The 22,100-nt window shown below is 65.7% G+C and carries 20 protein-coding genes, 1 tRNA gene and 2 pseudogenes; 5 read left to right on the forward strand and 18 right to left on the reverse strand.

Features of this window, described 5'->3' with window-relative positions; genetic code table 11:
- Window positions 1–41 precede the first annotated feature (41 nt).
- Window positions 42–890, reverse strand: a complete 849-nt coding sequence (locus ABD151_RS21765; protein ID WP_343996976.1) for a rhomboid family intramembrane serine protease — start codon at window positions 888–890, stop codon at window positions 42–44.
- Window positions 891–993: 103 nt separating this feature from the next.
- Window positions 994–1,506 carry a peptidylprolyl isomerase gene (locus ABD151_RS21770; RefSeq protein ID WP_343996977.1) on the reverse strand — a complete coding sequence of 171 codons (513 nt, stop codon included), beginning with the start codon at window positions 1,504–1,506 and terminating at the stop codon, window positions 994–996.
- Between the two features lie 255 nt (window positions 1,507–1,761).
- On the opposite strand from ABD151_RS21770, the gene ABD151_RS21775 reads away from it, so the two are divergent.
- Entirely contained in the window at window positions 1,762–2,484 is a 723-nt protein-coding gene (locus ABD151_RS21775) for a hypothetical protein (protein ID WP_343996978.1), read from the forward strand.
- A gap of 1 nt (window position 2,485) precedes the next feature.
- Here ABD151_RS21775 and ABD151_RS21780 read toward each other — a convergent pair whose 3' ends face one another.
- A complete protein-coding gene (locus ABD151_RS21780) occupies window positions 2,486–2,899 on the reverse strand; it encodes a DUF3817 domain-containing protein (RefSeq protein ID WP_343996979.1) in 414 nt (137 codons plus the stop codon).
- Window positions 2,896–3,798, reverse strand: a complete 903-nt coding sequence (locus ABD151_RS21785) for an SURF1 family protein (RefSeq protein ID WP_343996980.1) — start codon at window positions 3,796–3,798, stop codon at window positions 2,896–2,898. The genes ABD151_RS21780 and ABD151_RS21785 overlap by 4 nt, the downstream gene beginning before the upstream one ends.
- A 69-nt stretch (window positions 3,799–3,867) precedes the next feature.
- On the opposite strand from ABD151_RS21785, the gene ABD151_RS21790 reads away from it, so the two are divergent.
- Window positions 3,868–4,653, forward strand: a complete 786-nt coding sequence (locus tag ABD151_RS21790) for an MBL fold metallo-hydrolase (protein ID WP_343996981.1) — start codon at window positions 3,868–3,870, stop codon at window positions 4,651–4,653.
- Window positions 4,654–4,657: 4 nt separating this feature from the next.
- Here the strand turns inward: ABD151_RS21790 and ABD151_RS21795 are convergent, their stop codons facing one another.
- On the reverse strand, window positions 4,658–5,731 hold the full coding sequence (locus ABD151_RS21795; protein ID WP_343996982.1) for a hypothetical protein: 1,074 nt from the start codon (window positions 5,729–5,731) through the stop codon (window positions 4,658–4,660).
- 270 nt (window positions 5,732–6,001) lie between these two features.
- On the opposite strand from ABD151_RS21795, the gene ABD151_RS21800 reads away from it, so the two are divergent.
- Both ABD151_RS21800 and ABD151_RS21805 read left to right on the forward strand, forming a co-directional pair.
- A complete protein-coding gene (locus tag ABD151_RS21800; RefSeq protein ID WP_343996983.1) occupies window positions 6,002–6,478 on the forward strand; it encodes a hypothetical protein in 477 nt (158 codons plus the stop codon).
- A gap of 170 nt (window positions 6,479–6,648) precedes the next feature.
- Entirely contained in the window at window positions 6,649–6,843 is a 195-nt protein-coding gene (locus ABD151_RS21805) for a helix-turn-helix domain-containing transcriptional regulator (RefSeq protein WP_343996984.1), read from the forward strand.
- 195 nt (window positions 6,844–7,038) lie between these two features.
- Here the strand turns inward: ABD151_RS21805 and ABD151_RS21810 are convergent, their stop codons facing one another.
- On the reverse strand, window positions 7,039–7,986 hold the full coding sequence (locus ABD151_RS21810; RefSeq protein ID WP_343996985.1) for an HNH endonuclease: 948 nt from the start codon (window positions 7,984–7,986) through the stop codon (window positions 7,039–7,041).
- A 64-nt stretch (window positions 7,987–8,050) separates the two neighbouring features.
- Window positions 8,051–8,563, reverse strand: coding sequence for a very short patch repair endonuclease (locus ABD151_RS21815; protein WP_343996986.1), 513 nt, complete (start codon window positions 8,561–8,563; stop codon window positions 8,051–8,053).
- Between the two features lie 26 nt (window positions 8,564–8,589).
- Here ABD151_RS21815 and ABD151_RS21820 point away from each other — a divergent pair, with 26 nt between their 5' ends.
- Window positions 8,590–9,879, forward strand: coding sequence for an ATP-binding protein (locus tag ABD151_RS21820; protein ID WP_343996987.1), 1,290 nt, complete (start codon window positions 8,590–8,592; stop codon window positions 9,877–9,879).
- A gap of 14 nt (window positions 9,880–9,893) precedes the next feature.
- Here the strand turns inward: ABD151_RS21820 and ABD151_RS21825 are convergent, their stop codons facing one another.
- From ABD151_RS21825 to ABD151_RS21875, 11 genes and pseudogenes are all read right to left on the reverse strand, one after another.
- Complete coding sequence (locus ABD151_RS21825; RefSeq protein WP_343996988.1) at window positions 9,894–11,807, reverse strand: DNA cytosine methyltransferase; 1,914 nt, start codon at window positions 11,805–11,807, stop codon at window positions 9,894–9,896.
- A gap of 158 nt (window positions 11,808–11,965) precedes the next feature.
- Window positions 11,966–12,217 (reverse strand): annotated as a pseudogene (locus tag ABD151_RS21830) (integrase core domain-containing protein); the annotation flags it as partial.
- A 65-nt stretch (window positions 12,218–12,282) separates the two neighbouring features.
- Window positions 12,283–13,420, reverse strand: a pseudogene (locus ABD151_RS21835) (IS3 family transposase).
- Window positions 13,421–13,552: 132 nt separating this feature from the next.
- Window positions 13,553–14,299: a DUF6339 family protein gene (locus tag ABD151_RS21840; RefSeq protein ID WP_343996989.1), complete on the reverse strand. Its 747-nt coding sequence runs from the start codon at window positions 14,297–14,299 to the stop codon at window positions 13,553–13,555.
- A 2-nt stretch (window positions 14,300–14,301) separates the two neighbouring features.
- Entirely contained in the window at window positions 14,302–15,189 is an 888-nt protein-coding gene (locus ABD151_RS21845; protein WP_343996990.1) for a hypothetical protein, read from the reverse strand.
- Window positions 15,186–17,030 (reverse strand): hypothetical protein, encoded by a 1,845-nt coding sequence (locus ABD151_RS21850; RefSeq protein ID WP_343996991.1) that lies wholly within the window; start codon window positions 17,028–17,030, stop codon window positions 15,186–15,188. Before ABD151_RS21850 ends, ABD151_RS21845 begins: the two co-directional genes overlap by 4 nt.
- A complete protein-coding gene (locus ABD151_RS21855) occupies window positions 17,014–18,024 on the reverse strand; it encodes a PD-(D/E)XK motif protein (RefSeq protein WP_343996992.1) in 1,011 nt (336 codons plus the stop codon). The genes ABD151_RS21850 and ABD151_RS21855 overlap by 17 nt, the downstream gene beginning before the upstream one ends.
- A complete protein-coding gene (locus ABD151_RS21860; protein ID WP_343996993.1) occupies window positions 18,017–20,623 on the reverse strand; it encodes a Z1 domain-containing protein in 2,607 nt (868 codons plus the stop codon). Before ABD151_RS21860 ends, ABD151_RS21855 begins: the two co-directional genes overlap by 8 nt.
- A 345-nt stretch (window positions 20,624–20,968) precedes the next feature.
- Window positions 20,969–21,361, reverse strand: coding sequence for a hypothetical protein (locus ABD151_RS21865; protein WP_343996994.1), 393 nt, complete (start codon window positions 21,359–21,361; stop codon window positions 20,969–20,971).
- Between the two features lie 406 nt (window positions 21,362–21,767).
- A tRNA-Ala gene (locus ABD151_RS21870) sits at window positions 21,768–21,840 on the reverse strand.
- 30 nt (window positions 21,841–21,870) lie between these two features.
- A complete protein-coding gene (locus ABD151_RS21875; protein WP_343996995.1) occupies window positions 21,871–21,999 on the reverse strand; it encodes a DLW-39 family protein in 129 nt (42 codons plus the stop codon).
- Window positions 22,000–22,100: the final 101 nt, after the last annotated feature.

The raw sequence follows: 22,100 nt of genomic DNA on the forward strand, positions 1-22,100 counted from the left end.
CCCCGTGACCCTGAGGTCACGGGGCGCTCACGTCGACGGCGTCAGGAGAGTCCGGCGGTGCGCAGCATGATCGCCACGGCACAGGCGACGACGAACGCCACCAAGCCGACGACCTGCCACAAGGTGCGTCGCTCACGCGGCGCGTAGACGATCATCGCCGTCACGATCGCGCCGCCGATGAAGCCACCGAGGTGCCCCTGCCACGAGATGTAGTCGCGACCGAAGACGGTGATCGCGACATTGATGCCCACCCAGCCGAGGATCGGCGTCAGGTCGGCCCCGACCTTGCGCCCGACCACCAGGTAGGCGGCGAGCAGGCCGAAGACGCAGCCCGAGGCACCCAGCGTGCTGGAGCCGGCGTCCGAGAGCCAATAGACCAGCACCGAGCCGGCCAGCCCCGAGCCGAGGAAGACGGCCAGGAAGCGCACGCGTCCGAGCGCGGCCTCCAGCTGCGGGCCGAGGAACCACAGCGCGAGCATGTTCATGGCCAGGTGCCACGGCTCGACGTGGGCGAACATGCTGGTGAACAGCTGCCACCAGGCCCCCTCGGCGACGCCGGGGATCCAGGTGATGTCCAGGCCGCCGAACAGGCGCTCGTTCCCCGCGACGCAGTCCGCCTGGGTCGCAGCGGGGAAGTAGCTGCCCGGCTGGTCGGTCGGCACGCAGCGGCCAGTCGGCAGCAGTGCCAGCCGGTTGATCCACTCGCTGCGACCACCGCCGGTCGCGGCCACCAGGAGCCAGACCAGCGCGTTGAGGCCGATCAGCACGTAGGTGGTCAGCCGCGGGTCCGCGGAGCGCTGCCCGCCGTACGCCGCGCGACCGCTGCGGGTCTCCTTGGCGCCCTGCCGCACGCAGTCCGAGCACTGGAAGCCGACTGCGGCGTCGTTCATGCAGTCCGGGCAGATCGGTCGTTCACACCGCTGGCACCGGATCCAGGTCTCCCGGCCCGGGTGCCGGTAGCACTCGGGCGCGGGAGCAGCCTCGGACACTGAGTCAGGCCCGAACGATCTCGACGGACTCGATGACGACTGGCTCGACCGGACGGTCCATGGCACCGGTGGCGGTGGTGCCGATGGCGTCGACGACGTCGCGGCCGGCCTGGTCGGCGACCTCACCGAAGATGGTGTGCTTGTTGGTCAGCCACGCGGTCTCGGTGGTGGTGATGAAGAACTGCGAGCCGTTGGTGCCCGGGCCGGCGTTGGCCATCGCGAGCAGGTAGGGCTTGGTGAAGGCGAGCTCGGGGTGGAACTCGTCCTTGAAGGTGTAGCCCGGGCCGCCGGTGCCGGTGCCGAGCGGGCAGCCGCCCTGGATCATGAAGTTGTCGATCACGCGGTGGAAGGTCAGGCCGTCGTAGAACGGGCCGCTGCGACCGTTGCCGCTGTCGTACTCCTTGGTGCCCTCGGCCAGGCCGACGAAGTTCTCGACGGTCGCCGGCGCGTGGTTCGGGAAGAGGTTGATGGTGATGTCGCCCCGGTTGGTCTTCAGGACGGCCTTCAGTTCAGACATGAGGAAGCTCTTTCGTCTCTCGATGAAGTACGCATGTCGCGTCTCCCCCAGATCCTCCCAGCAATGGCAACCCATCCCCGCACCGCGCCCGAACTTGCGCGTGTGGCGCATCGGCACCGGCTGAAGTGGGTACCCCACCTGCACCGCTGCCACCATCGGCAGGCCATCCCGTACCGGCCCGGCCCGAATCGGTTGGCTCGTCAGGGTCGATGGTGTTGGATCGGGAGCAAGCAGCCAATCCGGGAGGCAACAGATATGTCCAAGCGCAACAAGGGCCTGATCGACTCCGCCACCGAGGTCGTGGACCAGGTGACGCCGGTGCTGGAGTCAGCGGTGGAGACGGCGCGCAAGAAGCTGGCCGAGGGCGTCGAGCAGGCAACGCCGGTCGTCGAGTCGGCCGTGGAGACCGCCCGCAAGAAGCTCGCCGAGGGCGTCGAGCACGCCACACCCGTGGTCGAGTCGGCGATGGAGACCGCCCGCAAGAAGCTCGCCGAAGGCGTCGAGCATGCGACGCCGGTCGTCGAGTCGGCCATGGAGTCGGCGCGCGAGAAGCTCGCGGACGGCGTCGAGCTGCTCAACGAGAGCCGGGAGGCAGCGGTCACCAAGCTGAGCGAGGTTGCGGCCGAACCGGAGCCGAAGAAGTCCGGTGGGCGCCTCAAGTGGGTGCTCGCGACCGGCGCTGTCGCCGTCCTGGGTGGGGCGGTGTTCAAGAAGATGCGGGCCGCCAAGAGCGGCGGCGAGAACTGGCAGTCGTCCTACGCCCCGCCGAAGCCGGCGCCGGCCCCACCGGTCGCGGTGGCCGACGACGAGGCGGCGGCGACGCCCGACGAGGCGCTGGCCGACAACGTCACGGAGCCGCACGTGGACACCACGCCCGACGACCCGATCGAGGTCGTCGAGATCGCGGAGCCCGACGCCGGCACGCCCGAGGCGGGCGAGAACGAAGTCAGCCCCGCCGAGCCCGACCAGCGGCCCTGACTCAGGCCTGAGCGGTGCCTCCGGGCTGCGCTGCGCCCGTCGCGGCGTGCGCGGCCCGGACCCGCTTGGTGGCGCGGTGCTCGGCCCAGAAGCTGAGTACCGGGATGGTGCCGCAGAGCAGGGTGACGACGGTGAAGCCCATCTCCCACTTCTCGCGACGCGCCAGCATGAACGCGGTCACCAGGAAGATCATGTAGAGCCAGCCGTGCGCGACGCCGAGGTACTCGGTGATCGCCTCGCCCAGGTCGTGTGCCGAGGAGCCCTCGGCCCAGATGTTCGGCGTGCTGGGGAAGATCCCCCACATGCCGGAGCCGTCGAAGTTCGCGAGCGGCACGCCGATCAGGATCAGCACGATCAGCAGGACACCGACGATGGATGCCATGACCCGGTAGCGGGTCAGCGCAGAGTTCTTCACGGCTGCGAGGGTACCGAGCCGTCGGAAACCGCGCCGCCGTCGGGCTCGCCGTCCACCCCCGTTGAGTGGTGCGCCTCTGCACCGCTCGGCGTTGAGGGGTGCAGAGCGGCACCACTCAACGGGTCGTCCTCTTCGTCGTCGTCGTCCTCGAGCTGGTCGCGCACCCAGCGCCACCAGACGAAGACCACGAAGCCACCGAAGATGAACCACTCGATCGCGTACAGCAGGTTCTTCAGGGCCGTGGTTCCGGCGGTCTTGGGCAGCTGCTCCAAGGTGGCCTGCTTCAGACCGTCGGTGCCGGCGTTGACGGCGGCGTCGCCGACCGGCCAGTCTCCGTCCGCGGCCTTGTCCGCCACGACGCCGTAGGCGCTGTACAGGTCGGCGTCGACATGGCGCAGCGCGTCGGCGATCCGCAGCTGCGGCAGCACGTCGTCGGTGACGTCGTCGTCGACGTCACCGGTGCCCTCGCTGGGCTGCAGCCAGACCACCATCTCCGCGGTGCCCTCGGGCGGCGCGGGCGCGGAGGCGGCGTCGGGAGTCCAGCCACGGACCACCATCAGCGCCGAGTCGTCACTGACCCGCAGCGGCGTCGTCACCCAGTAGCCCTCGACGCCGTCCAGCTTGCGGCCGCTGATGTACAGCGTGCTCTCCGGGATCCAGGTGCCGTCGACGACGACGGGGTGGCCGACGTACTTGCCGGGGAACCGGTCGTCGGGGCCCATCACGGACTCCAGCGGCTTCGGCTCGAGGCGGGTGAGGTCGGCGGCCTCGGAGGCCCGCCGCTCCGACCACGCCTGGTACTGCCAGACGCCGAATCCACAGGCGACGAGGGTCAGCACCAGCGCCAACAGGTGGGCTCCCCAGTAACGCGGGGCGAGCAGGTTGTTGCGGGGCGGCACCAGTCAAGACTACGGACACCTCGCAACTTCGCCGGACGCGGGCGGGGCCGCTCCACTACCGTCGGTGGAATGAGCGTGCATCACCTCGATTGCGGCACCCTGCGACCGGTCGGCGGCTTCAACGGACGGCTGGCTCCGCCGGAGATGATCTGCCACGTGCTGCTGGTCGAGCGGGCTGAGGGTCTGCTCCTGGTGGACACCGGCTTCGGGACGGCGGATCTTGCCCAGCCGGAGCGGCTCGGTCGCCCGTTCGTCGCCATGATGCGCCCGGCCTTCGACACCGCGCAGTGCGCGGTCGAGCAGGTGACCGCGCTCGGCTACTCCCCCAGCGACGTGCGCGACATCGCGCTCACGCACATGGACCTCGACCACGCCGGCGGCCTCGGCGACTTCCCGCAGGCGCGGGTGCACGTCGACGTCGCCGAGCTCGACGCGGCCCGCAACCCGCGACTCAGCGAGCGCTCGCGGTACCGCAAGGTGCAGTGGTCGCATCGGCCCGACTTCGTGGCGCACCAGAGCGGCGGCGACGACTGGTTCGGGTTCAGCGGTGTGAAGGTGCTCGGTGACGACGTGGTGCTGATCCCGTTGCGTGGGCACTCACGTGGACACAGCGGGGTCGCGGTCCGTGACGGCGACCGGTGGCTGTTGCATGCCGGCGACTCCTACTTCTTCAACGGCGAGGTCGAGACGCCGCCGCGCACCGCCCCCGGCCTGTCGGCGTTCCAGGCGATGATGGCCACCGACAACAAGGCCCGCAAGGCCAACCAGGAGCGGCTGCGGGTGCTGGCGGCCGGGCACCCGGAGGTGACGGTCTTCTCGGCGCATGACCAGGTGGAGTTCGAGCGGCTGCGCTGAGGCCCTAAAGGCCGGTCGGCTCCGCCATCGGGGTCACCTCGTTGCAGACCGCGAACGGGATCCGGCCGGAGAGGACGAGGTTGGCCGCGGCGACCGGGTTGCGGACCTGGGCGCCGATCCGCCCGGTGATCGGGTCCGCGACGGTCATCCCCTCGAAGCCGTCGCCCCAACCGATCGCGCCGACCACCGGCCAGACGTCCACCAAGTCGGCCCGCTGGTGCAGGTCGGCGCGCTCACGCTGGTCCGCACGCTCCGGGGAGAGGCGAGCGGTCAGCACCCGGCTGTCGAAGTTCACCGCCCAGGCAGCCAGCGGTCGCAGGTAGCGGATGTCCACCTGGGCGAGCAGGGCGTCCTGGTCCTCGACGGTGGCATCGTCGCCCAGGGCCTCGGCGAGCGGGACGCAGGTGGTGCGCAGGTAGCTGGACTCGGCATCGTCGTCGAGGAGGTCGACGATGCCCGGCACCGAGGCGAGGACCGGGGCGCCGTCGTCCGCGATCCGGCGGACGAGCAGGCGTTCCTTCGCGAGCACGGTCGCGCCGCTCAAGCCGGTTGCGCGGTCGGCGACGGCGCGGCGGACGGCGGACATGTCCTGGCCGCGGCGGAAGGCCAGCACGTAGCCGGCGCCGCGGGGTGTGTCGAAGCGGGCTTCCCAGGTGACGTCGTCCTGGCCGAGGTCGTAGCCGAGCCAGAGGCGGGAGGCCTGGTCGCGGAGCAGACCTTCGGTGAGGACGGAGGTCTCGGTGCGCACCCGCTCCCAGAAGGCGATCCGGTCGGTCATCAGGGATTCGCTGGTCAGGCGCGGGTAGCCGAGCCGTTCGCGCAGACGGCGGTAGTCGGTGAGGGTGAGCGCGGTGGCGTCGGCCGGGATCAGTGCGAGCGCTTGGCGCGGGTCGGTGACGGGGGCACCGGGCTCCACGGCGACGTCGTCCGGGACGGCGGTGAGGGCGGGTGCGCTCTGCGCCGTCGACGACGTCGGCTTGGCGGTGGGCGCGTCGTCGCTGCTGCAGGAGGTGAGCAGCGCAAGGCTGAGCACCCCTGCGACCAGGGCGACTCCGCGACGTCGACTGCGCACCAACACCCGCACAGTCTGCCCTGGGCACATCTGGGCCAAACCGGGGGAAGCAGTCTTCACTTTCGGTGATGCGAGGCCCCACGAACCTCGCCATGCTGATTACCCGCGGGTCGGTGGGTGCCCCGATTCGCCTGCCGGCCCGCTTGGGGGTTTTCGCGTCGGTCCTGGGGGAGGGCCGACGTCCCTACTTTCGGCGATGCCTCCGCGGGTCTTGGCCAGCGAGGCTGTGAGGGAGCGCAGCCGATCGGGCGGCGTCGGGAGATCGTGGGGGACGAGATGCGCAGAGTCATTGCAGGATTGGTGGCGGCGATCGCCGTCGGTGGGCTGGGGGCGACCGTGCCGCAGGCCCAGGCGGTGGAGATCGGCCACGAGGGCTGTACGCCCGGGTACTGGAAGAACCACACCGACAACTGGGAAGAGGCCAAGGCCACGACCCTGTTCAGCAGCAAGTTCAGTGAGGGCACGTCGGGCTATCTGGTCGGGCTGACCTTCGAGCAGGCGCTCGCCGGAGGCGGCGGACCTGGGGTTCTCGGTGCCGAGAAGATCCTCGCGCGGGCCGCGACCGCAGCGTTCCTCAACGCCGCGCACGAGGGCCTGGGCTACCCCCGGCGCCGCTACAGCAACGGCCTCGACGGGCGCCCGCCGCTGGTGGCCACCGTCAACGCCGCCCTCGCCAGCGCCGACCGCGACACGATGCTCGCCCTCGCCGCCCGGCTCGACGCCGACAACAACCTGGGCTGCCCGTTGAACTAGCCCCAAGGCCGCGGGTCGGCGGGTCCCCTTGTTCCTGCCGGCCCGCTTCGGCGTGCGTGGAACTCTGTTGTGCGTCCGCATCCGGGCGCCTAGCGTCGGAAGGTTGGTGCGCCCGTCGCCGCGCACCAGCACAGATGCCGTCGGCGACCGCGCGACCGACCGGAGCCAGCATGCCCACCTTCTCGGACTACGACCCCGCCGACTACCTGACGTCGCCCCACCGCATCATTGCCTACCTTGAGGCGGTGCTTGAGGAGGCCGGCGACGATCCTGGGTTCATCGCGCAGGCTCTCCGCGTGGTCGCACGCGCGTGCTCGTTCGCGACTTCGCCGCGCGATGGGAATGACCCCTGGGCGGCTGTCTGAGCTGCTCGTTGACGGCGATGCGAGCTGCGAGGTGGCCCCGCGGATCGCGATGGCCGTAGGGATTCTCGTTAGACCGTGCATTCGCCTTCAAGTCCGACTTAGCTCCCCGGTGCCGGGGATCTCGCTGAAGGACGGCCTTACTAAATCCGCCTTCGCTGAGATGGGCCAGCAAAGCGGCAACCTTCAGAGGAACGATCAACGCATCCGATGCTCTGACCAATGCCGCTCGATCCATTCCACCTGATCGTCGTTCAATCTGACACGAACTCTCTTCCCGGCCAGCCACGCGTACTGCGGAAAGCGGCCCAGAGATTCCGCCACGTCGATGGTGTGGCGACTGGGATCAATTGCCAACCAACCATCGTCAAAAAGCCGGTGAATGTCCCTTCGGAGAAGGAGACCTCCATGCTTGTGATGGACACCAAGCTCCGCATAGCTGTAAAGGTGTCCGGCTTCAAGAATCCGCGCCGGCGCTTCTCCCGTCAACGCACACAATTCCCCCTGGAGCTCCAGCAGGTGGTCCCTGAACGGTCGCTGCCCTCGCCGTACGCGAACTACCTCAAGCCGATGTCCTTGAGGGAAGAAGTAGTCAGGCGCTCGGTGGGCCACACGCTCCAACGCTCGACCGGCACCCCTGTCATTGAGCAATTCTTGGAACGCATCCCACCTGAGTAAGCGCATGCTCAGCTGACTCTTCGGCGACTCGCAGAGTTCACGCAACTCGGCACCTGTGATCAGAGCCTCGAATGGCGTCCAAGCAGCATCGTGCCGGGATCGGTACTCCTTGACAGTCACAGGTCGAATGATTGGCGACTCGAACTCTCGACGACACTTATAGCACTTGAATCGTGGCGCCTTACTCTTGCGCTCCTTGATTCCTGCCTTGTGGCAATGAGGGCACCTGAACAGCAGCTTCTCTCTGATCGTCTCCTCGATGTCCTCCACCACGGAGATTCCCAGAAGGCGCTTCTTATCCCAGAGCGCGATCGCGTCTCCTCGGGCGACGCTGGCGTGGTTCGGGACAGTACTGTCCCACGTGTAATAGACGTCTGGATCGTCGTCATAGCCGCTGTTGCCGCCGTGCTGCCGGTCGTCTCCGACCGTCATCAGGAGCCAAGCCTTCCCCTGCTGACCGCCACTCATGCACCGACCTTCTCACAGGACCGTCAGCCGAACCTCGCACGTATCGACTCCGGAACCAGTCCCATCAGCGACCGTGACTGCCCGTTGCACCTCCACCGCTCAACTCCGCGTAGAGGTCTGCGACCAGCCTTGCAGCGTCACTAGGAAGCGTGTGCTCCCAGATTCGAAGGACGGCCAGCCCAGCCTCACGAAGACACCGGTCCGTGTCGCGGTCACGTGCGCGGTTTCCCTCGATCTTCGCGACCCAGAACTCCCGCCGTGTCTTCGGGGTTACGAAGTGTTCTGGGCACCCGTGCCAGAAGCAGCCGTCGAGGAAGACGTAAAGTCCGACGCGCGTGAATACAATGTCGGCTCGCCGGCGGCGATCGAACGGAAGCGGGAGGTCGACGCGGAAGCGCATCCCTGCTTGGTGGAGCATCGAGCGCAGTGCAAGCTCGGGCACTGTGTCTCGACCCCGGTTCGCCTGCATCGTGCGTCGCGTCGCCAGCGAGACTGGCGGCTCTGTCGGGGGCGTCAGCGACACTGCGGGCGCGACACACCCAAGCAATCGCCGGTGAGAAGCCGCTTCGCCTGGCATGCTTTGACTGTAGGAGGCTCCACCCAATGACAGGAACCAAGACGTACGAGGTCGCACCTTCTGCTGCGCGACTCACAGGTTCCCTGCGCGACATCGGGTACGACTTCCCTACGGCGGTCGCGGACTTGGTCGACAACTCCATCACCGCGGGCGCCTCCCGGATCAACGTCTTCACGCAGTTCGAGCCGAACGGCTCCTACGTGTTGATCAGCGATGACGGCGCCGGCATGACGGAGTCGGGTCTCGTCGAGGCCCTCCGCTTCGGCACGCGGCGCGACTACGAGACGAACGAACTCGGTCGCTTCGGGCTCGGTCTGAAAACGGGATCCTTCTCCCAGTGCCGCAAGCTGACCGTCCTCACCAGGACGTCACAGAAGCAGCGGGCGATCCGCGTCATGACACTTGACCTGAATCGGATCGCACGAACAGACCGTTGGGACATTACCGCCAACGAGACCTCACCGGCTATCGAGCGCGCTCGCTCACTGCTGCAGGAATCGCCCGGCACCGTGGTCGTTTGGGAGGACTTGGATCGCGTGCTCCCAGAGCGCTACGCCGAGAACGGCTGGGGCCGCAGGCGCCTACGCTCGCTCGCGGCCAAGACCTCTGAGCACCTCGCTATGGTGTTCCACCGTTTCATTGCCGGTGATGTAACCGGCCGTGGCGAGGTCGTGATCTGCGTCGACGAGCAGAAGCTGCGGGCTTGGGAGCCGTTCGCCCCGGATGAGCCCGAGCGGTCCGTTCTTCCGCAGCAGGTGTTCGAGGTCGAGACGAGCAGCGGATCGTCGGAGGTGCGGTTCCAGGGCTTCGTTCTACCTGCTCGTGATCGCTTCTCGTCACTGGATGAGTTCGAGCGGCTCTCCGGACCGCTCAAATGGAACCGTCAGCAAGGTCTGTACATCTACCGAGCGAACCGACTTGTCCAGCACGGGGGCTGGTCGGGGCTGCGAGGCATCGATGAGCACATGAAGCTCGCGCGCGCGTCAATCGACTTCGACACCGACCTCGACGAGGCGTTCCAGATCAATGTCGCCAAGATGAGCGTCGAGCTTCCGCCTGCGGTCCGCCAGATGCTCGAACGTCCTGTCCAAGAGCTCTGCGTCCTGGCCGATGACGCCTACCGGCGTTCTGCCAATGGTAGGGGTCGCACCGAAACAGCATCGAAGGGGACCAGAGCATCCGAGACAGCGCTCCGCGACGTCGGCATTGCGTTGAAGGCAGCGCTGCTCGAGGACAACTCCTTGGCCGAGTTCCGCTCTGCCTTGGACACGCTTAGAGCAAGGCATCCCGAGCTGGCCAAACAGCTCAATCTCTGACCTCGCTCGCCTTGTCAGCGTTGGGCGTACTTGCACCACTGAGACAACGGACATACGTCACAGGTCGGTGCCTTAGGAGTGCATACGCGAGCCCCGAGCTCCACCAATGCGATCTGTGCTTGTCGACTCTCCTCATCGAAACCGATCAGGCGTGCGACTGCGATCCGGCCATCGGAGTTCCGGTTCTTGAGCCAGCGCTCGGTGCCCTGGAAGAAGCGACCCGCGACGCGCAGGGCTGCGGTGTTCGCGATCACTGGCTCTTCGCCTTCCGGGTCAGCGATCATCGCAAGTTCTGCTGCCGATCGCCGCAGCATCTTGCGACTGAGCAACAGTTCGAGGTGTTCGTCATCGAGCGACGCGTCGTCTGCGCTGACTGCAGCCGCGGCCTCTATCAAGGCACCGACAACGGCATCCTTCTGCAACCAGGTCCCGACCTCGTGTGCCCGTGCTGCGTCAGCGACAAAGGATTCAGGGGAGACCCATGAGCCGACGATCGGCCACAGGGCCTCCACCGCGGTCGGGGATTCGTCGCCTAGCAACGCGTCGCCAAGCACAACGAGCCAGCGGGATCCTGAGCGCAGCCAAGGGCTCACCGTGGGGGAGGTTCTCCCCCACGCTGCCAGTGCCGAGCGAGTGGCGGAGGTCTGGACGGCGAATCCGGCGGCGCCATGGTCAAGCACTTGGGAGACCGCCTCACCGATCGCACACGCGAGACGCGGGGGGACTGCGTTTCCGATCTGCTTGAAGGCCGCGGTCGGCGGCCCGGCGAATCGGAACCGGTCCGGGAACGTCTGGATGCGTGCAGCCTCCCGGATCGTCAGCGTGCGGTTCTGCTCGGGGTGGATGTACCAGTAACCGTCTTTGGCGATGTGCGCGGTGATCGTGCGGGACAGACTGTCAGCATCCAGTCTCTTGTATTTATCGTCGAAGATGTCATCGCGGTAGCGCTTGAGCTCGTCTGGTAACTCGGAGTACTTCGTCTTCGTGTCTAGATACTCGAACGCCGCGGCATCGTCATCGCGGACGCGTCGGGTCACATGGTCATAGATCCGGTCGGCTTGGCCGGCCGGCACCCCTGACCTCATCTCGCGCTGGAACTCGGTCTTCGGGCCCCCGTACTTGCGCCAGATCTGACGGGTCTCATCGGACAGCCATCCCTCCTTCGCCCCGACAGGCGGCAGATCCCGGATCGCGTTACCGAGCGTGACCTTCTTGCTCGACTCCTCCGGCCACTCGAAGTCAAGACCCTCAGCGAACGCGACCAAGATCAGGCGCTGTCGGAACTGGGGTACCCCGTAACGGTAAGTGTCAACGACACGCTCTTGTACGGAGTAACCCCAGTCCTCGAGGCGCCGCACGATCGTTCGGAGGATGAACATCTCGCGATCGAGCGCCATGTCAGGGACGTTCTCCATGATCACCGCGCGCGGCTTCGCCAAACGCACGATCTCAAGGTACGACTCCCAAAGATCCCGCCGTTTGTCGTGGGGCTCCCGGAGACCATGCTGGACCAAGTAGCGCATACCCGAGCGCCCAGCCTTCGAGAACGGCTGACACGGTGGCCCCCCGGCCAACACATCGATGTTCGCCGCACGCAGGATTCGTCCGACCTCGGCGACACGGTCAGGGTCACCCAAGTCCCATCCGACTGACATCCCGGCGAAGTGGTGTGCGTGCGTCTCCAGAGCGTCGGCGTCGAAGTCCGCACCGAACACGACGCGCATGCCCGCCTCCTCAAGGCCGAGGCTCATGCCACCGGCACCGGAGAACAGGTCCGCGGCGATCAATGGCTTCGGATCGCTCGCGCGCAGTCTGCTCGCGAGGGCGACAACACCTTCGATGTGGTCGCAGTGATCCGGATGGGGCGGAAGCCGCAGAGCTTGGCCACGATCGATCCGCTGCTTACCGGCCTGCCTCATAACGCTCATCCGTTCAATTCTAGCCGGAGCCCGAGGCATGGGCGTGGACCCGTGAAACGCGATTCTCGGGTCCCCCGCACTTCGTGTGAACACACCGGACGAGATAAGTCCCGTGATCTTACCGGTTCGCGGCACGATGCTCGTCCGGCTCTAGATGTACCCAGCCATCAGGTTGGTAGCACCCGACTGATCGGCGGTCGGCCTCCGATTGCGCTGTGGCGGCGCTCAGTGTTGTAGTGCTCGAGCCACGGCGCAAGGGACGCCGCGCGGGCAGCGTTGCTGGTGAAGACCTGGCGGTAGGCCCACTCGGTGGCCAGGGTCCGGTTGAGGCGCTCGACCTTGCCGTTCTGCCAGGGGCAGTGCGGTTTGATGAATTTCTGCGTAATGCCGTGCTCGACGCAGACCTCCCGTAGCGAGAAGGGGTCTGCTGCACGAACGGGTAACAGTCTGACCTGCCCCACCGCCTGGGTTCCAGCATGGGTGGCTAACTGGCAGCGGTTTTGGTGTCGGTTTCTGACGATAGCTCGAACTCGATCGGGGTGCGGTAGCCCAGCGCTGAGTGGCGGCGTTGTCGGTTGTGGAAGATCTCGATGTAGTCGAAGATCGCGTTCGCCAGTTCGACCCGTGTCTTCCACTTCTTCCGGTTCAGCAGTTCGATCTGCATCGATGACCAGAAGCTCTCCATCATCGCGTTGTCCAGACCGTCTCCGACGGTGCCGAACGAGGGCAGCAGGCCAGCGGACTTGATCTTCTCTCCGAAGACCCACGAGGTGAACTGGGTGCCGTGGTCGGCATGCACGATCCCGCCGGGTGCTGGTCGACGGTTCCGGATAGCCATGTCGAGTGCGTTCACGACCAGCGTGGAGTCTTGCTTGGAGTCGATGGACCAGCCCACGATCCGGCGGCTGTAGGCGTCCAGGACCGCCGCGCAGTAGAGCCACCCTTCACGAGTTCGATGTTGGGTGATGTCGGTGACCCACAACTCATTGGGGCGGACTCGATGGAACTTCCGGTTCACCAGGTCGTCTGCCGTGGCCACCCCGCGTAGCCGCTTGACCCGGGCGGGCCCCGGCAGCCCGTAGATCCCGGCCAGACTCATCAGGAGCCACACGGTGCGTTCACATACCGTGATGCCCATCGCCAGGGTCAGCTCGGCGTGGATCCGCCGGTACCCGTAGGTGCCCCGGGACGCGACATGGACTTCGCGAATCAGCCCGGTCAACCACTCCCGACGAAGCCGGGTCGGGGTGGTCGGGGTCCGCTTGTGTTTGTAGTAGTTCTGCCGGGTCACGCCCAACACGCGGCAACTGTGGTCCACCGCGACTCCCGTCGAGGCCAGGTGATCAATCACCGGGTAGAGCCTTTTGGGCGGGGCCGGTCCTCCCCGAGGAACTTCGCCGCTTGGCGCACGATGTGGAGCTCGGTCTCGAGTTCGGTGATCCGGCGCCGTGCCTGGCGAAGTTCCGCCGATTCGGCAGTCGCGACCCCATCGAGCTCACCGCGGTCGATACGGTCCTGCCGCATCCACTTCGACAACGTGACCGGATGGATGTCGAGATCATGAGCGATCTGCTTCTGAGGTTTGCCCTGGCGCGGAACTCAGCTGGGTACGCACTCGGCATGCTGTTCAGCCTCTCGGAAAGGCCGTCACTTAGCCACCATGACTGGAACCCATCGGGTGGGGCAGGTCAAGATGTCACCTATCCGTGCAGCAGACCCGTCGACGTCCGACAGTGCTGCGGCGCCGGGCCGGGCTACTCACTCATACTCTTAAGCGCCTCAATAGTGAGGCGGTCGAGCAGATACGACAATGCCGCATCGTCGAGTGCGTCCAGCGCGATGTGTGACTTGACGGCTCTCAGGCGCCGCGCCAGCTCACGCATGACTTCGGAGCGAGCCACCGACAACCCAGACTGCTCCGCACGCCACAGTGCCGCCTGTAGAGCTCGTGCAGTTCGGCGGTTCCCTCCCAGTGATGGTCTCTCCATGATCTGGACGGACTCGTCCTCGCCGAGTGGGGTGCAGCCATCGGGAGCGTTCTCCAAGTCCGGCCCCAACGCCCACGCACGCCACCACGTCCGCCGGAGGACGTTCCGTGGTCGGCCGAGCAATCGTTCTTCGGAGCGACCTGGGAAGCGCCAAGGTCCGACCTCGGGAACAACGACGAGCGTGAGGAATGACCACACTCCTTCCTCAGCCGCATCAGCGGGAACTATGTCCATGAGCTGGAGGAGCATCGACCCGCACGGGCGGTCGAAGTTCTGTGTCGATGTGCCAAGAGGTTTCGGATAGCCAGCCTGCTCGGCGATCCCTCGGATCGCGGCTTGGACCTCGCTCAGCCGATAAGAATCGACCGGGTGACCACCAGTGGCTGACGGTTGAGCGTCGGGATGTACGAGCATTGACTCGGCCGCGAGATCGCTCAGCGATGCATCCGCCCTCTCAAGGATTAGGCTCTGTGCAGCCGATCGCGACAGGCGCGGGTACAGCAGCGATCCCATTCTCAGTTCACCAACTTCGCGTTGTGCTGGAGGTGGATCTCGACCCGCGACGGATCTGATCGCCTCCACTCCCGAAGGGTCGCCGTACTGACCGTCGGCCATATCCGACCCAGTAGGTTGCGCAGAACGCCCGCGACGCTCGTGGCGTCATGGTCGATCTCGAGCCCGACCACGTCGTCACTGTCCAGACCGGCGAAGACCATCTGCCGGGTGATGTCCCAGTTGAGGGTGCGAAGTAGCTGCTCGGTTCCAGGGTCCTTGGCGCCGGCAAGCAGACGGACTATCGCCGGATGTCCGGAGTTCAACGTGAGTCTTGCCGCTGACATGAATCGCGCGTCTGGGTCGGCGAGATCGATCCTGAACTGCCAGCCGGCATCGGGATTCATGCCCGCAGCCGCGAAATCGATCGTGTCGGTCGGAAACTGCGTCCCTACGCCTTCGAGGTCGGTCCAATGGCTGGTGCGCCAGATGATGCTGCCGGGGTGCTGCGGCGCGAGCCGATCGAGTGGCTTAGGTTCCGTGACAACGAGCAGAGTGCTGAGCGTGAGTCGCCCGCCGAGCTCCGTACCATCGAGCTGAAGCTCGACGGCGAGATCGAACGTGTCCGCCATCGGTAGCTCCAAGCGCGAGGCGAGGACCTCCGCATTGGTGTGGCTGGACTTGGCCATCACCAGAACGGCAAGGCCGCTCTCTTGATCCAAGTGGCACGCCTGAGTGACTGCGCGGCGGTCGACGGAGACGGGTGCGGCCAGCTCCAGCGTGGTCTGGTAATCCCAATGCGGCACCTCGTTGGGGAGCGGGACATCTCCCTCGCCGGATTGCAGGAGCCACCCACCGTGGCTGACGGCCGTCTCCGGTGGCGTCAGAAATGGAACGATCGGCCGCTTCATCGAACCGGCTCGGCTTCGAGATCAAACAGAACCGTCGTCTCGGGCCCCCGGCGTACCAGGAGTTCAACCTCGACTGAGCTCGAGTGGCTCAGCGTCAGCGCATGGCTCCGTCCTCCTACCTCAACGGGTTCGCCCGCCACGTTCGCGGCGACAAGGGCCAGAGACGGGTCGAGTGCAGGATCTGCCGAGCTGCCATCCAAGGCAGCCGCAACTGCAACGTGTAGCCGTGTGGTCTGAGAAGACGGCGCTGGGGTGACGCGCAACCGGGCCAAGGTCGCCAACTCGCCGGCCATCTCGATCGGTCCGGAGTAGACGAAGTCCACCTTCGGCCTCGTCGCGCCCGGTTGTCCACCGCCGGCCTCCCTACGACGCCGGCCTCGCCCGCGGCCGTCGACCGACCCGATTAGGTAGGCCAACTCATCCGCGATCAGCGCTGTGCTAGCGACGTCAGCGTGCCTCGATCTCTTGCGACTCGCCCACCGGTTCTCGAGCGCGGACTTGATCTCGCGCAGGCCGACATTGACGATCGTCCGACCCCGCCCCTTGGGAAGGAGCTCCGGGTTCCACGAGTCGTGCGTCGGCGGCTCAGCCGGGGCGAAGTGCTTGTCCTGATCATCGTCCGCGCGGAAGACGCCTGCCCACTCCGTCCCCCCTTCGGGCGGGGGTGGTCCTTCGAGATAGTCCACAACGAGTTCCGGCGTACGCAACAGCGCGACATGGTGGGACGCCCCCGTGATCGCTGCGGCCGCGCGTGGCGAATCCGGATCCTCCGGATCGTGCCCGTCATCGACCTGGACGCGATCCCGATGGATCAGCGGGACGGTGGCCAGGGTGCCGACCCGTGCCTTCGGTCGGAGGCAGTGGATCGGATCCACCTTAAGGCCGGGCACGTCCTTGGCGATCTCGCCGTCGAGCACTGCCCGGAACGCCTGCGCGAAACCATGCAAAGGTGGCCGATCCTCCGGACGCGGAATGGGCACGGGATCGCCGTTCCAGCCGACGTGGATCGACATCGGAACGGAACGACCCTTACGCGGGGTCAGCTTCGGCCAGAGGTGCCAGGTCACCGACTCGGCGATGAACTTCATCGCCTGCTCGGCGGTGCGCCCGCCCAGGTCTGGGGCCACGATGAGGATGTTGGTGCCGGTCTCGCCATCGTGGAACTCCGGCATGCCTATGGCGCTTGCGATGCGGTCCGCTTGCTGTCCGGTAACCGGGATGGGGGCCTCGTCGCCGGTCTCACCCCACCAGTGGCGGCCAGTGAACAACTTCCCGCCACGAGCGAACTTCTTACCGATCGCGCAGGCGATGAGGCGGGTCTGGAGACGGCCGCGATAGACAGTCCGGGAGTGGATCACGACGGCATTAGCTGCCGAGACGACGTAGGAGATGGTCTTGCCGAATCCGTAGGTACCGCCCGTGTGACCCTGGGTGTTCGCCTCACCGACATTGAGGACGAAGTCGACCCAGTCGTAGGTGTCGTGGGGGTCGACCTGGTCGGCCTGGAGTGGGCCGCCGAGGCCCTTGGTGTTGCGATCAGTGATGTAGAGGCCGAGCAGTACCGGTTGGGACAGCTCCGCCGCGAGAGAGGTTCCCGTGGCACTGCTTGCATTGACGAACACTCGGTCGCGCAAGGCTCGCCGTTCTCTGTCGTCAAGGACCCAACCCTGGATGCTGAAGTCGACGGGCAAGTCGTTCTGGAGCCGGGCATCCCAGCTGTTCTGTGCGGTCTCCCGGACAAGGACCGTAAGAGGGTCGAGCCGAGGGCGACCCAGCAACTTGTAGAAGCCCTCAGCGGCGAGTCCGCCGGTCGGTGGCTTCGGCTCAGGGATCCACTTCACTGGCGGCCTCCGTTGCGAGCGCTGTCAGAGCGAGGTCGATCTCGGCCTGATCGAGTGGTTGGGGCGGTTCGTTCGTGAGATCGATCGCATAACCGATCCGAAGCGTCCCAGGCGGGACATCACCCTCTGCGAAGGACGACCTCAACAGACGAGGGAATGCGAATCCGACGACGTCGTAGAACCGAACTTCCGGCACGCTGAACCTGCGTGCGGCATAGGGCGTGAGGTCTCCCGCCGCGATGCCGAGCTCGTGAAGGCGGCGATCGATCTCGCGCCGGTGGGCGCCAGCCTCGAGATTCCGATGGACGAGGTCGGACAGGTTGAATCCGGCAGGATCGGTGTCGAGCCGGGTGTGAACGAGGAGAAGGTCGGAGCCAGCGGGCTCTTGCAGCTGATCCACGCTCGAGATCGAGACTATGCGTCCCTCACGGACTAAGGTCGCCTTCACTTCGATCGCGTGTGACGCGCTTCGGATGTCGTGGAGCTCGTGGAAGGGGCCGCACCAGAACCGGAGGTCACCGGGGGCGCCGAGTCTGAGCAGGCGCTCGACGATGAGGAGCTCTCCGAGCAGGCCCGTTAGCACCTCGTCACTCACGAGGCCGCGTCGATCGGCGTCCGAGAAGAGTGCACGCCACCGATCGAGGGCGACAGCGGCCTCCCGCGCGGGTGACGAGGCTCCTGCGACCGTATCGATGAGTTCACGGCAGAACTGTGTGAAGACGTGATGGAGCTCAGGGAGAAGGCAGAGGACCGTGAGGTAGGCGGTGCTGCCATGGCTCAGCCGGGCGAGGTGAACGCCGCGGCCTTTGGTGTCGGTCCGGGCGGCCTCGCCGGGCAGCAGCGGGATGAGCAGATGACGTCGGCTGAGGTGATCCACTCCCACAAGGACCTCACCGGCAGCGACGGCATTGCCAGTCGGTGCGACCTCGATGCCGGACGCCGGAGGTGTTGTCGCGAGGACCGTCCATACACCCTCGAGATCCTGACTAGGCATGATCGAGGTCCACCTCGTCCTGTGAGCCCTCCAGGTCCTGGTACGCGGGGAGGCTCTCATCGTCCGTCGTCGGGATCTGGCTCACGTCGACCTGGATAGTGTCTGCGGCCTCACTGTTGGGAGCGGCCGTGGGGAAGCAGAACGCCGCCCCGAGGAGGTCACCGACAGCGTCCAGAGCGACGCGGCCCTTGGTGCTCGCCTTCGGCTCGGACGATCTATCGATCGGATAGAGCACAACAAGTCCACGGCCGTCGGTGTCGCGTACGGCCTGCAGCTCCTCGTCGGTATCCGCGGCTGTCACCGACGCAGCAGGAAGGAGATCCGCTACCCGATCGGGCTTCGACATGAGGGTTCCGATGACAGCGCGCGTTTCAGTGCTCGGCCTAGCCAACTTCGATCGGGTGATCAGCGCGCTCGGTGCGTCGAGACCGAGCGCGATCGCGTTCTTCGGCTTCCGGATCCCAATCACAGCGATGTTCCAGATCTGGAGAGATCCGCACTTGACCTGACCGTCGATGTACTTGAGCAGCAGATCCGACGTCATCTCGCTGTCCGTGTGGAACGCATAGTCACGAATGAACTTGCGGATCAGATCCACCGGCACACCGCGGAGAATTACTCTGCTGTCCTGGACGTCCTCGACAGCTCCGTCGGCCTTGGCGTCCTTCAGGAGCGTGCGACCAGCGTCCAGATTCGCGGCGATCGTTCCCTTGTCGCGGTGTGCGAAGTAGGTCGTCTGTGGTCGCTGGGCGCTGTACGACGCCTCTCCGCGGATCGCGAAATGCATCTTGACCCGGGCAGTCGCCTGCATGCGCGGATGGAGCCCGATCCGGACAGGGAGATTCGCCGGGGTCGCGTTGTCCATCGTCCGGTATCTGGTGATCTCGATCCGGAGGGCATCCTCGATGTCCGAGAGGAATTCGAAGTCATCAGCCAGCTGCTGTGTCGTCCAGATGCGTGGCAGATCGCCGTAACCCGAGCGATACCCGAACCATCGGCCCATCTGAAGCAGGGTGTCGTACGTGTTGGAACTGCGGAGGAAGAAGGAGGAGACGAGACCTTCGAGCGTCAGTCCGCGGGAAAGCGTGTTGCCACCGACTGCGATCACAGTGGCCGGCTCATGGTCGTAGACGAGGCGATGGGTCGACAACCCGTTGTCGGCCAGGACCTTGAGCTCCTCGATCGTGGTGAGTAACGCGGGAACAAGCTCGTCGAAGGCCACCGTCCGCAGCCCGTGGCGCGAAGCCGGCTCCGCGACGATCTCTCGGTCCCACAGGCTTCGAAGCGAGTCGAGCTCACCCGCGAGGACCTCGACTCCGAGCTTCCTGACGAATGACCGGATTGGATCGACGTAGGCGAGCTGCGGATCAACGCGCATCGTGGTGTGGACCAACATGCTCGAGTGTTTGGCGACCCCGGATCTCAGGCGCCGCGCCGTCGTTGCCAGAACGAACCATCGGATCGCCTCAGCGAGCGACTCCGTCACCTCGGGTCCGTCAGCTAGCAAACTCCTCGTCGAGTGGTCGTCAGCCTCAGCGTCCGGGACGATCCTGATCATGTCGTGCGGCTGGTCGGATGTCGTGGACTCGTCCTCCGAGACAGGTGCGCCGAAAAGCTCCCGCGATCCGAAGTAGGTGGGTGGCTTCGGCAGCGCGTAGATGAAAGACCGTGGGTAGATGTCCGTCGCGTCTGCCGGATTGATGAGAACGTTTGCGAACGGCGTGGCCGTGTATCCGACGTAAGCCACCCGTGGGAGTGCAAGCAGCTCGGTCAAACGCTCACTGATCTTCGTCCTGTCCAGTTCCGGATCCCGTGCGGCATTGGGACTGGCCTGGTCCGCTTCGTCATCGATGATCAGGATCGGGCAGTTCTCCAGACCGCCGTGCTTCTGAGCCTCCCTGAGCCAGTCCCTCAGGTGTGTCATCCGGGACACGTTCTTCTTAACGACAGCGATGCAACGAAGATCCGGGGCTCCTAGAAGAGGCAGCGCCTTCACGGGCTTGCCGAAGTCCCGCTGTTCGTCGGTGAGTGGCACCCATCGTGTGGGATGCCGGTCGACGAGTTGTTCATCAATCCGCAATTGGGTCTGTCGACGCAGCGAGTTGTGCACACCGGAGAGCACGATAAAGAGACGGTATCCGGCATCAGCCGCCTTGGCGATCGTCGCGGTGAAGTTCGCGGTCTTGCCGGACTGGACGAAACCGAGTACGAGGCCACGGGTGCGGATCGACGGGCTGTGCGGATCAGCCAAGAGCCCAACGATGTCTGTCGAGGCCTCGTCCAGGCTCGGCACGGCGTCGACCCACGACGGATCGGCCTCCAGCGCGGCGCGGAGGTCCGGCCAGAAGACGTCGTACTCTCCGGGCCCCCCGTACCAGGGCTCACCCTCCTCCTCGGGGTCGAACAGCGCCTGGCTCGTCGCTATCGTCCGTCGCTGTTCAGCGACCTCGTGGCGGAACTGCACGACATTGTCGACGAGCTCTGCCTCGCCCACCAGCAACACCTTCAGCGTCTCCGCTGCCTCGGCCTCGGACTTGCCCTGCCTGATCAGCATCTCAATCTGACCGAGCGCGGTCTTCTCACGAGTCGTCAGATCCACGCAGCTTCTCCTCATGTCGGAACTCGGTCAGGATACCGGCGAGGACGGACGGAAACATTAGAAACCGACCCGCATGCCCGTCCGAATGCCAGGCTTGAGAGCGTGGATGGGCGGACGGATCCGAGCGCCTGGCTACTGATGACCATGGCGACAACCGCCAGCACGGCGGAACGCCGGATACGACGACCAGCTGGACGTCTACTACACGTGGGACAGCAACGGCCTCGACGCCCGACCGCCGCTGGTCGCCACCGTCAACGCAGCGCTCGGCAACGCCGACCGCGACGCCATGCTGGCATTGGCCGCCCGGCTCGACGCCGACAACAACCTGGGCTGCCCGTTGAGCTAGTCCGGACTGCGGGTCGGCGGGTCCCCTTGTTCCTGCCGGGCCGCTTCGGTGTGCCAACCGCCTGGATCGGTCCGACCAGGCGGAGTAGGCCGGTGCCCGATTGCCTGTGAAAACGCGGCGGTGGAAATAAGGTTCCAATAGGCGAAGACATGTGCGCTGAGGAGGTCGATCTCACGCCGCTCGTCGCCAGAGAAGGCACTCAATCGACGCGCCACTAACTTGAAGGGCTTCTCCCTCGCTGTTCCGTCTGCCCGCCAATTGCTGTGCGGGACGATCAGGAAGAGGTGCTGGACGTCGGCCGCGATATGCGCCTTCCAGAGATCCTTCAGGTCTTGGTTGTTGGTCGGGGTTCCCCCGCGTTCCACTTCGGCGATGACTCCACGACCCATACCTAGCCTCAGAAAGAAATCGGCTCGAGCGCGCGTTACCAAGCCGCCTTATATGTGCACGGTGCCCAGAGTCAGGCGATACAGCGGCACTTCGCCCTACTTCTTAAGGAGGACCTAGGCTTTGGTGAAGAGGACGTGTTGACCCCGCAATGTGCGCTGATCGAATCGCTCGTCGCTTCAATGTGCACTCGAAGGCGCTCAGCGAGCTGATCCACCAGAGAGAGCTCCGTGACGTGCTCTTGGGGAACGGCGCTCTTCACGTGCCGTGCGTGTGCTCCACGAGTCAGAGCTTGGGCATCTCGCCTCAGGGGAGGCTAGTAAGGATCTCAGCGCTCGGGGTCTTTAAGATCCGCGGGCCCACCCCCAAATGAAGAAAAACCCGGAGTGGAGCCTCCAGGTCTTTCAGTGGAGCCTAGGGGACTCGAACCCCTAACCCTCTGCTTGCAAAGCAGATGCGCTACCAATTGCGCCAAGGCCCCGGATCGACCACCGAGGTGGTCGAGGGTGATTCAGTTGGACTTGTTCACGTTGTCAGTCGCGGCGGCCCAGAGGGCCTGCTCCTGCTTGGACTCGTCCAACTTCTTCTTCGCGAACACGGCGCCGGCGGCGGCCAGTGCGATGAGAAGCAGCTTCTTCATGAGAGTCTCCCTTGGTAGTGGTTGGACTCGTCCAATAGTGCTTGACGCACACAAACTGGGGTGGGCCTAACAGGACTTGAACCTGTGACCTCTTCCTTATC

The organism is Nocardioides dubius (genome assembly GCF_039528155.1).
GTDB lineage: Bacteria > Actinomycetota > Actinomycetes > Propionibacteriales > Nocardioidaceae > Nocardioides > Nocardioides dubius.